Origin of the sequence: Streptomyces sp. NPDC059455 (genome assembly GCF_042750115.1) — a bacterium.
GTDB classification, from domain to species: domain Bacteria; phylum Actinomycetota; class Actinomycetes; order Streptomycetales; family Streptomycetaceae; genus Streptomyces; species Streptomyces endocoffeicus.
On record NZ_JBHYVB010000247.1, the window covers coordinates 417 to 9,833 of the forward strand.

Annotated in this window: 8 protein-coding genes and 1 riboswitch; of the genes, 1 reads left to right on the forward strand and 7 read right to left on the reverse strand. The window is 69.7% G+C overall.

Annotation, left to right across the window (positions count from 1 at the left end; all coding sequences use genetic code 11):
- Positions 1 to 150 precede the first annotated feature (150 nt).
- The 6 genes from ACFXB5_RS46995 to ACFXB5_RS47020 form a co-directional block, all read right to left on the reverse strand.
- Positions 151 to 1,539, reverse strand: coding sequence for an aminotransferase class V-fold PLP-dependent enzyme (locus tag ACFXB5_RS46995; protein WP_385220421.1), 1,389 nt, complete (start codon positions 1,537 to 1,539; stop codon positions 151 to 153).
- Between the two features lie 202 nt (positions 1,540 to 1,741).
- A riboswitch (SAM riboswitch) is annotated at positions 1,742 to 1,860 on the reverse strand.
- 135 nt (positions 1,861 to 1,995) lie between these two features.
- Positions 1,996 to 3,069, reverse strand: coding sequence for an anthranilate phosphoribosyltransferase (gene trpD, locus ACFXB5_RS47000; RefSeq protein ID WP_385220424.1), 1,074 nt, complete (start codon positions 3,067 to 3,069; stop codon positions 1,996 to 1,998).
- Between the two features lie 146 nt (positions 3,070 to 3,215).
- Complete coding sequence (locus ACFXB5_RS47005) at positions 3,216 to 4,853, reverse strand: cytochrome bc complex cytochrome b subunit (protein ID WP_385220427.1); 1,638 nt, start codon at positions 4,851 to 4,853, stop codon at positions 3,216 to 3,218.
- A complete protein-coding gene (locus ACFXB5_RS47010; RefSeq protein ID WP_385220430.1) occupies positions 4,850 to 5,905 on the reverse strand; it encodes a Rieske 2Fe-2S domain-containing protein in 1,056 nt (351 codons plus the stop codon). Before ACFXB5_RS47010 ends, ACFXB5_RS47005 begins: the two co-directional genes overlap by 4 nt.
- A complete protein-coding gene (locus tag ACFXB5_RS47015) occupies positions 5,902 to 6,711 on the reverse strand; it encodes a c-type cytochrome (RefSeq protein WP_385220433.1) in 810 nt (269 codons plus the stop codon). Before ACFXB5_RS47015 ends, ACFXB5_RS47010 begins: the two co-directional genes overlap by 4 nt.
- A gap of 69 nt (positions 6,712 to 6,780) precedes the next feature.
- Entirely contained in the window at positions 6,781 to 7,401 is a 621-nt protein-coding gene (locus ACFXB5_RS47020) for a heme-copper oxidase subunit III (RefSeq protein WP_201856918.1), read from the reverse strand.
- 211 nt (positions 7,402 to 7,612) lie between these two features.
- Here ACFXB5_RS47020 and ACFXB5_RS47025 point away from each other — a divergent pair, with 211 nt between their 5' ends.
- Complete coding sequence (locus ACFXB5_RS47025; protein ID WP_201856973.1) at positions 7,613 to 8,014, forward strand: hypothetical protein; 402 nt, start codon at positions 7,613 to 7,615, stop codon at positions 8,012 to 8,014.
- Between the two features lie 22 nt (positions 8,015 to 8,036).
- Here ACFXB5_RS47025 and ACFXB5_RS47030 read toward each other — a convergent pair whose 3' ends face one another.
- The gene (locus tag ACFXB5_RS47030) at positions 8,037 to 9,284 is read right to left on the reverse strand and encodes an Ig-like domain-containing protein (RefSeq protein WP_385220437.1); all 1,248 of its coding nucleotides are present in this window, start codon (positions 9,282 to 9,284) and stop codon (positions 8,037 to 8,039) included.
- Positions 9,285 to 9,417: the final 133 nt, after the last annotated feature.

A 9,417-nucleotide genomic window follows, 5' to 3' on the forward strand; every position in this document is an offset into this window, starting at 1 on the left:
CGCCGCCGGCGGGGGTGCGCTCGTTGGGGCGGGGGGGGGGGGGGGGGGGGGGCGCGCCGCCGCCCGCGCGCCCCCCCCCGCCGCGTGGTCCGCCGGACACCCCGGCGGGCCTGGCGCCCCCGAACCCTCTGGCCCAGGGGCCCAGAGGCCTCAGCCGCGGTCCGGGACGCAGCGGCCGTCCTCGGTGCGGTAGCTCCACCGGGCGCCGTCGCGCACCAGTTCCTTCACGGCGCCCACGAACCGCTCCACATGCTCGTCCGGGGTGCCCGCCCCGAAGCTGACCCGGATCGCGTTCAGCGACCGCTCCCCCGGCGCGGCCTCGGGCGCGCCGCACTCGCCCGGCTCGTCGGGCTCGCTGTCCAGCAGGGTGCGGACCAGCGGATGGGCGCAGAACAGCCCGTCGCGTACGCCGATGCCGTACTCCGCGGAGAGCGCCGCCGCGAAGTGGGAGCTGTTCCAGCCCTCCACCACGAACGACAGCACGCCGACCCGGGGCGCGTCATCGCCGAACAGCGAGAGCACCCGCACCTCGGGCACCTCGGCCAGCCCCGCCCGCACCTTCTCGATCAGCTGCCGCTCACGGGCGACCAGGCCCGCGAAACCGGCCTCGGTCAGCGCCTTGCACGCCGACGCGATCGCGTAGACGCCGATGACGTTCGGCGAGCCCGCCTCGTGCCGGGCGGCGGTGGTGTGCCACTCGACGTCGACGCCGCCGTCGTCCCTGCGCGTCACCTTACGGCTGGCGCCGCCGCCCGCCAGGTACGGCCGGGCCTCCCGCAGCCAGTCCGCCCGCCCGGCCAGCACCCCGGCCCCGAAGGGCGCGTACAGCTTGTGCCCGGAGAAAGCCACCCAGTCGACGTCCGCCTCCGCGATGTCCACGGGGTGGTGCGGGGCCAGCTGCGCGGCGTCCAGGACGATACGGGCGCCGTGGTCGTGCGCGGCCTCGGCCAGCTCCCGCACCGGCCACAGCTCGCCGGTGACATTGGACGCGCCGGTCACGCACACCAGCGCCGGGCCCTCGGCGCGCCCCGCGAGCGCCTTCTCCAGCGTCTCCACCGCCTGCCGCGGGGAGCGCGGGGCGCTGAGGTAGCGGACGGTGACGTCCTCCCGCTGCTCCCACGGCAGCAGCGAGGCGTGGTGCTCGGTCTCGAAGACGAAGACCTCGGTGCCCCGGGGTGCCACGGCGGCCAGGAGGTTGAGCGAATCGGTGGTGGAGCGGGTGAAGACGACTTGGTCGTCCTCGCGGCAGCCCAGGAATGCGGCGACGTCCTTACGGCTGTTCTCGAAGAGGTCGGTGGACAGCTGCGAGAGGTAGCCCGCCCCGCGGTGCACGCTGCCGTAGTAGGGCGCGTACGCGGCGATGTCGTCCCAGACCCGCCGCAGCGCGGGGGCGCTGGCGGCGTAGTCGAGCGCCGCGTAGGTCACCTCGCCACCAGTGACGAGGGGAACCAGGACATCGCCGCCCAGCACGGGCAGCGGTTCACAGGCGGCGACAGCGGTGGTGGAAGCGGTGGCGGTGGCAGCAGGGCGCGCGGACATGGCGAAGTCTCCCTAAGGGGGCGAAGGAATGCGTGACGCGCACCGAAACGGCGGCGGCGAGCCGGCCGTAAGGGCGCGGAAAATCGCTCGACGCACGGCCGCACCGCGCGGAGCACATGAGGAGAGACGGGGCCGCTCGGCCCTAACGCATTCGCTGCATCACGGAAGAACTCCCTCGACCACCAGGACCCCTAGTGCGAGGGGTCCGCGCTTGCCGCCGGCCTCGCTGCCTGGCGGCCTGGTCATCACCCGGGGCACCCCGCCACGGACGGAGGGTTGCCGGACAGCGGGCCGGGGCCGTAGTCGCTGTCGCTCGTGACCTGGGCAGGAGTATGCCATGTCGGGCGCCGGCGCTCATGCCCTGTCCGCATCCCGGACAGGGCATGAGCGCCGTAAGGGTCCCGCGTAAGGGGGTGTCCGGCGGACCACCCGGCGGAGCCAGGACCCGCCGGCCCCCTAGGCGTGGGTGGCCCGGACCCACCGTTCCAGGACGTCGCGCGCCGCGCCCGAGTCGATCGACTCGGCGGCCCGCGCCGCACCCTCCCCGATCCGGTCCGTCAGGGGCTTGTCGCCCGGCTCCCGCTCGAGCGCCACCAGCGCCGCCGCCGAGTTCAGCAGCACCGCGTCCCGGACCGGGCCCCGCTCGCCCGCCAGCAGCCGGCGGGCCACATCGGCGTTGTACGAGGCGTCCGCGCCCCGCAGGGCCTCCACGGGGGCCCGCTCGACGCCCACGTCCCGGGGGTCGAACGTCTCCTGGCGCACGACGCCGTCCCGGACCTCCCACACCTGGGAGGTCGTGGTCACGGTGAGCTCGTCCAGCCCGTCGTCGCCCCGGACGACCAGCGCGGAGGAGCCGCGCTCGGCCAGCACCCCGGCGATGATGGGCGCCATACGGGCGTCGGCGACCCCGGTCGCCTGGCAGGTGACCCTCGCCGGGTTGGTCAGCGGGCCGAGCAGGTTGAACGGGGTGGCGACGCCCAGCTCGCGGCGGGCCGAGGCGACATGCCGCAGCGACGGGTGGAACTTCACCGCGAAGCAGAAGGTGATCCCCGCCTCCTCCGCGACCTCGACCACCCGCTCGGGGGTGATGTCCAGATTGACGCCGAGTTTCTCCAGCACATCGGAGGCGCCGCTGGCGGAGGACGCGGCGCGGTTGCCGTGCTTGACCACCCGTGCGCCGGTACCGGCGACGACCAGCGCGGACATGGTGGAGATGTTGACGGTCCTGGCGCGGTCGCCGCCGGTGCCCACGATGTCCACGGTCTCCCCGGGCACCTCGATCACCCGGGCGTGCTCGTACATGGCCCGTACCAGACCGGCCACCTCGGAGACCGTCTCGCCCTTGGCGCGCAGCGCGATCGCGAAACCGGCGATCTGGGCGTCGGTGGCCTCGCCCCGCATGATCCGGTCCATGGCCCATGCGGTGTCGTCGGCATCGAGGTCCCGGCCGGCGATCAGCGAGCTCAGTACGTCCGGCCAGGTTCGGGCCGTCGCGGTGCTGTCGCCTCCGGCGGGGGTCACAACGTCCATGGTCCGCTCCTGGATCCGTGGGGGTGGGCAGGGAAGGGGTCCGCGCACTTCAGCGGCCCGTCGCAAGCCTATCGGCCGCACGGCCGGGGCCCTGGTCTGTGGCGTCGCTGTATGAAGAAACCGGTCGCTGAAGGGGTACCGGGAGATCAGTGGTGGCCGTGGCCACTGGTGATCTCGTGGTGCTCCTCCCGGGTCGGCTTCGGAATGACGTTGTCCCCGCCGTAATAGCCCTTGGAGAGCTTCGAACGGAGCTTCTGGGAACGCTTTATCTTCCGCTTGACCCCGTTCTCGTCGACCTCCGGGCCGATCTCGTAGGGCTCGGGCTGGTCGTGCTGGGTGAGCGTGTGCAGCTGCTCCTGCGAGAGCGGCTCGTGGACCTCGATGAACTCACCGTGCGGCAGCCGCTTGATGATGCCGGTCTCCCGGCCGTGCAGCACCTTGTCCTTGTCGCGCCGCTGGAGGCCGAGGCAGATCCGCTTGGTGGCGATGAACGCCAGGACCGGGCCGACGAAGAAGCCGATCCGCACGAACCACGTGATCGAGTTGATCGACAGGTGGAAGTGGGTGGCCCACAGGTCGTTACCGCCACCGATCAGCATCACGAAGTACGCGGTCAGCCAGGCGACACCGAAGGCCGTACGGGTCGGGGCGTTGCGCGGGCGGTCCAGGATGTGGTGCTCACGCTTGTCGCCGGTGATCCAGGACTCGATGAACGGGTAGAGCCCGATCGCGAACAGGACCAGCGGGAAGAGCACGATCGGGATGAACACGCCCAGGACGAGCGTGTGGCCCCAGGCGTTGATCTCCCAGCCGGGCATCACACGGACCAGACCCTCGGCGAAGCCCATGTACCAGTCGGGCTGGGCGCCGGTGGACACCTGGTCGGGCCGGTAGGGGCCGATGGTCCAGATCGGGTTGATGGTCGCGACCGCGGAGAGGACCGCGATCACACCGAAGACCAGGAAGAAGAAGCCGCCCGCCTTGGCCATGTAGACCGGCAGCAGAGGCATGCCGACGACGTTCTTCTCGGTCTTTCCGGCCCCGGGGTACTGCGTGTGCTTGTGGTAGAAGACCAGGATCAGGTGCGCCACCAGCAGGCCGAGCATGATGCCCGGCAGCAGCAGGACATGGACCGGGTAGAGCCTCGCGATGAGGTCGGTGCCGGGGAACTCGCCGCCGAAGACGAACATCGAGATGTAGGTGCCGACCACCGGGATCGACAGGAACACACCCTCGATGAACCGCAGACCGGTGCCGGAGAGCAGGTCGTCGGGGAGCGAGTAGCCGGTGAAGCCGGTCAGCATGCCGAGGAAGAACAGCAGGAAGCCGAACAGCCAGTTGATCTCACGCGGCTTGCGGAACGCACCGGTGAAGAACACGCGCATCATGTGCGTGAACATGCCGGCGAGGAAGACCAGCGCGGCCCAGTGGTGGATCTGCCGGATCAGCAGACCGCCCCGCACCTCGAAGCTGATGTCGAGGGTCGACTGGAACGCCTCGGACATCCGCACGCCCTGCATCGGGACGTACGGGCCCTCGTAGACGACCTCCGACATGCTGGGGTGGAAGAACAGCGTCAGGTACACACCCGTGAGGATGATGACGATGAAGCTGTAGAGGCAGACCTCGCCCAGCATGAAGGACCAGTGGTCCGGGAAGATCTTGCGCATATTGGCCTTGGCCAGGCTGTAGATGCCCAGCCGGCCATCGGCCCAGTCCGCGACGCGCTCACCCGCGGGCGCTTTGCCCCGGCGCTGCGCGGCGCTGTCGCTTGAAGTACTCATCCGCGCTCCCAGTAAGCAGGACCGACGGGCTCCGAGAAGTCGCCCATGGCTTCGAGGTACCCCTGGTCGTTGGCCTTGATCCGCAGCTGCGGCAGTGCGTGACCGGCCGGACCGAAGATCACTCGGCCACCGTCGGAGAGGTCGAAGGTCGACTGGTGGCAGGGGCACAGGACGTGGTGGGTCTGCTGCTCATAGAGGTTGATCGGGCAGCCGACGTGGGTGCAGATCTTGGAGAACGCGACGATGCCCTCGTGCGACCAGTCCAGTTCGCGCTTGTCCTTGATGTTCTCCGGCTGCAGCCGGACCAGCATCAGGGCGGCCTTGGCGATCTCCGTCTGGAAGTCGTGCTGCTCCTCGCTCATGCCCTCGGGCATGGCGAAGGTGAGCGAGCCGACGGCGATGTCCTCGGGGCGCAGCGGCTGCATGGTGTTGTAGTTCATCAGCCGCTTGCCCTTGGCCCACTTGGTGTGCCGGAGCTTGGTGCCCGGCAGCGGACCGAGGTCCCGCAGCAGCACGATGCCGGAGAGCGGCACCAGCGCGAGCGCGCCGAAGAGGGTGTTGCGGGCCAGCTTGCGCCGGCCGAAGCCGGACTCCTTGGCGCCGGTGGCGAAGTCCTCGAGGACCTTCGACTTGACCTCGGGGCTGGCCTCGATGGGGTGGCGCTCGTCGGCGACCTCCACATCGGACATCAGGGTGCGGGCCCAGTGGACCGCGCCCGCGCCGATGGTGAACAGCGCGATGCCGAGCGTCAGCCCCAGCGCGAAGTTCAGCGCGCTGATGTGCCCGATCGGGAAGACGTAGATGTACCTGTCGACCGGGAGTGCCACATACGCGGCGATGAAGGCGATCGTGGCCAGCATCGAGACCGTGAAGAGCAGGGCGACGGTGCGCTCGGAGCGCCTCGCGGCCCGCTCGTCGATGTCCTGCATACGGTGCTCGTGCGGGGGCAGCCCCGGGTCGGCGAACGGGTCCTCGGCCGGCCTTACGGCACTCTCGGCCCCCCGCGCTTCCGGCAGCTTGTCTTCTGCTTCTGAAATCTCGTGGCTACTCATGACTTCTTGGCCTTTGCGGTCCGGGCGGCGACCCAGATGGTGAGGACGATCATCGCGCCCATGCCGAAGACCCAGCCGAACAGACCCTCGCTCACCGGGCCGAGCCCACCGAGCTCAAGACCCCCGGGGGTCTTGCTCTTGTCGCTGTTGACCGTGTCGAGGTAGGCGATGATGTCCTGCTTGTTCTTCTCCGGCATCACGGTGTCGGGGAAGGAGGGCATGTTCTGCGGGCCGGTCTGCATGGCCTCGTAGAGATGCTTGGGGCTGACCCCGTCGAGAGCCGGCGCGTACTTGCCGTTGGTGAGGGCACCGCCCTTACCGGCGAAGTTGTGGCACTGCGCGCAGTTCGTACGGAAGAGCTCCCCGCCCTTCGCGACGTCCGCGCCGTCCGGGCTGTACTCGCCCTTGGTGGGCGTCACCGGACCCGCACCGAGCGACGCGATGTAGGCCGCGAGCTGCTCGGTCTCGGCGTCCGAGTAGACCTTCTTCTTCTTCGGCATCTGGGCGCCCGGCTGCTGCGCCGGCATACGGCCGGTGCCGACCTGGAAGTCCACGGCGGCGGAGCCGACGCCGACCAGGCTCGGGCCGTCAGAGGTCCCCTGACCGCCCGTGCCATGGCAGCTGGCGCAGCCGACGGCGTAGAGCTTCTTGCCCTCCTCGATGGCGAGGGACTGGGCGGAGCTGTCGTCGGCCTTCGCCTCGCTCGGCGAAAACGCGGCGTACAGCCCCCCAGTGACCGCCAGCGCGAAGAGTAGGACGACGAGCGCAGCCAGCGGATGGCGCCGTCGTGCGGAGAGCTTTTTCACGGATTACCCCGGTGTCAGGATCTTCTGCGTCGATGCTGTTAAGGACGTGATTCCGGTGCGGTGACCGGCTTACTTGATCATGTAGATCGTGGCGAAGAGGCCGATCCAGACGACATCGACGAAGTGCCAGTAATAGGACACGACGATGGCCGCCGTCGCCTGCTGGTGGGTGAACCTCTTGGCCGCGTACGTCCTGCCCAGGACAAGCAGGAAGGCGATCAGGCCGCCCGTCACATGCATGCCGTGGAAGCCGGTGGTCAGGTAGAACACCGAGCCGTAGGGGTCGGAGGAGAGCGAAAGCCCGTCCTTCTTGACCAGCTCGGTGTATTCGAAGATCTGACCGCCGATGAAGATCGCGCCCATGATGAAGGTGATCACGAACCAGGAGCGCAGCTTCTTCACGTCGCCGCGCTCGGCGGCGAAGACGCCGAGCTGGCAGGTGAGGGAGGAGAGCACCAGGATCGTGGTGTTCGTCGCCGAGAACGGGAAGTTCAGCGAGGACGCCATTTCCTTCCAGTGCTCGGCTCCGGTCACCGATCGCAGGGTGAAGTACATCGCGAAGAGGGCCGCGAAGAACATCAGCTCGGAACTCAGCCAGATGATGGTTCCGACGCTGGTGAGGTTCGGCCGGTTGACCGACGGGTGCGCGTGCCCGGTTTCTACTGTCGTTGCTGTCGCCACGACCGACATTATGTCGGTCGCTTATCCAGCACTCACTCCCGGGGGTCCCGTTCGGAGTGTCAAGGGCCGCGTCAAGGACATCGACCCTGCTCGTCGGGGCTGTTCCGGACAGTCCCTCGAAGGAGGGAGAGATCCGTACGCCCCCTCCTCCGGACGGCTGTACGGGAGTAGCATCCGCCTCAGGAGCCCGGCAGATCACTTACTTCGCCCGGAGGACATGATGCGGCCCACCGCGACGGTGCTGGTCTACAGCGATGACGTGAGCACCCGCGAGCAGGTGCGCCTGGCGGCCGGGCGCCGGCCCGCCGCCGATGTACCCCCGGTGGAGTTCCTGGAGTGCGCCACCCTCCCGGCCGTTCTCTCGGCGCTGGAGGAGGGCGGCATCGACGCCTGTGTGCTGGACGGTGAGTCGGCGCCCGCGGGCGGGATGGGCGTCTGCCGGCAGATCAAGGACGAGATCTTCCAGTGCCCGCCGGTGCTGCTGCTCATCGGCCGCCCGCAGGACGCCTGGCTGGCCACCTGGAGCCGCGCGGAGGCCGCGGTCACGCATCCGGTGGACCCGGTGGCCCTGGCGGACGCGCTGGCCGGGCTGCTCCGCAAGCGGCTCTCCGTGGGCGCCTGACCGCACCGTCCGCACCGTCTGCTCAGACCTGGGGTCGGAGCCGGGCGGAGTCGGCGGGGGTGGCGTCGGACTGACCGGAGGCGACGGCGCTGCCCTTGCGCCAGTCCGCCCAGGCCATGTTCCAGTCGCCGTAGCCGTTGTCGAATGTCGCCATGTCGTCTCCATTGCTGTGCACCACCTGGACGATGTCCCCCAGGCGCACGGTGTTGAAGAACCACTGGGCGTTCGCCGTGCTCATGCCCGTGCAGCCGTGGCTGACGTTGGCGTAGCCCTGCGAACCGGTGGACCAGGGCGCGGCATGGACGTATTCACCGCTCTTGGTGACCCGGGCGGCCCAGTAGACCATCAGGTCGTAGGAGCCCGCGCCGAGGCCGATGCTGGCGCCCGTCATCCGTACGGCGGATTCCTTGGCCAGGATGACCTTGATGCCGTTCCGGGTGTCGAATCCGGGCATACCGGTGGTGATCGGAATGGTCCGGATCGGCACCCCGTTGCGCTTCACCGTCATCTGGTGGGTGCCGGAGTCGGTGAGGGCCTCGAGGCGGTCGCCGGTGGTCAGCCGCAGCGACTTGGCCTCGCCGCCGTAGAGCCCGCCGCCGATCCGGATGCCCTTGAGGTTGGAGTGGACCGTGATGGTGGCGTGGGCGGGCCAGTACTCCTGCGGGCGGTAGTGCAGGTTCCGGCTGTTCACCCAGTGCCAGACGCCCTCCACCGCGGGCCGTGCGTCCACCTTCAGGGCGCGCTCGATCACGGCGCGGGCCGAGGGGTCCTTGACGGGCCGGCTCAGCTTGGCCGTGATGGGCTGCCCCACCCCGTACTCCCCCGCCTTGGGGCCGAAGGTGACCTTCAGCAGCCGGTGGGCGGAGCTGGTGGTGAAGTCGACGGTGCGCCGGCCCGGAGCGCCATTGGAGTCCTCTGTGGACACCTTCAGCGTGTAGTGGGCGCCCGCGGCCAGCGGCACGGTGCTGCGCCAGTGCCTGCCGTCGTCGGTCAGCTCGCCCCGGACGTAGCGGCCCGCGGCGTCGGTGGCCGTGACATCCGTGATCCGGCTGTCGTCGTCCTTGGCCGTCACTTCGAGCGGCTTGTCCGGATTGGCCTTGCGGCCGTCGCCGTCACCGCTGAACGAGATCTGATCGGCGGCGTCGTACGGCTTGGCGGACAGGGGGTCGGGGGATCCCCCGCATCCGCTCAGACCCGCTATCAGCGGCGCCACCAGCAGGGCGCAGGTCAGCACCGCCCGGCTTCTGAGTGATCGAGGTGTGTGGCTCATGGAGCCAACGTAAGAAGGGTGTCCGGGAACGGCGCGCGGAGTGCGGCACCGGAGTGAACCGGCGGCCCCGGCGGGGCCGTACGGGCCCGCGACGTACGAGCGGGGTCCGGACACCTGGGGAGGTGTCCGGACC

Bases quoted from the DNA above. Each gene is read 5' to 3' on its own strand.
- ACFXB5_RS46995 (WP_385220421.1), bottom strand. From the start codon at position 1,539: ATGTCCGCGCGCCCTGCTGCCACCGCCACCGCTTCCACCACCGCTGTC.
- trpD (WP_385220424.1), bottom strand. From the start codon at position 3,069: ATGGACGTTGTGACCCCCGCCGGAGGCGACAGCACCGCGACGGCCCGA.
- ACFXB5_RS47005 (WP_385220427.1), bottom strand. From the start codon at position 4,853: ATGAGTACTTCAAGCGACAGCGCCGCGCAGCGCCGGGGCAAAGCGCCC.
- ACFXB5_RS47010 (WP_385220430.1), bottom strand. From the start codon at position 5,905: ATGAGTAGCCACGAGATTTCAGAAGCAGAAGACAAGCTGCCGGAAGCG.
- ACFXB5_RS47020 (WP_201856918.1), bottom strand. From the start codon at position 7,401: ATGTCGGTCGTGGCGACAGCAACGACAGTAGAAACCGGGCACGCGCAC.
- ACFXB5_RS47025 (WP_201856973.1), top strand. From the start codon at position 7,613: ATGCGGCCCACCGCGACGGTGCTGGTCTACAGCGATGACGTGAGCACC.
- ACFXB5_RS47030 (WP_385220437.1), bottom strand. From the start codon at position 9,284: ATGAGCCACACACCTCGATCACTCAGAAGCCGGGCGGTGCTGACCTGC.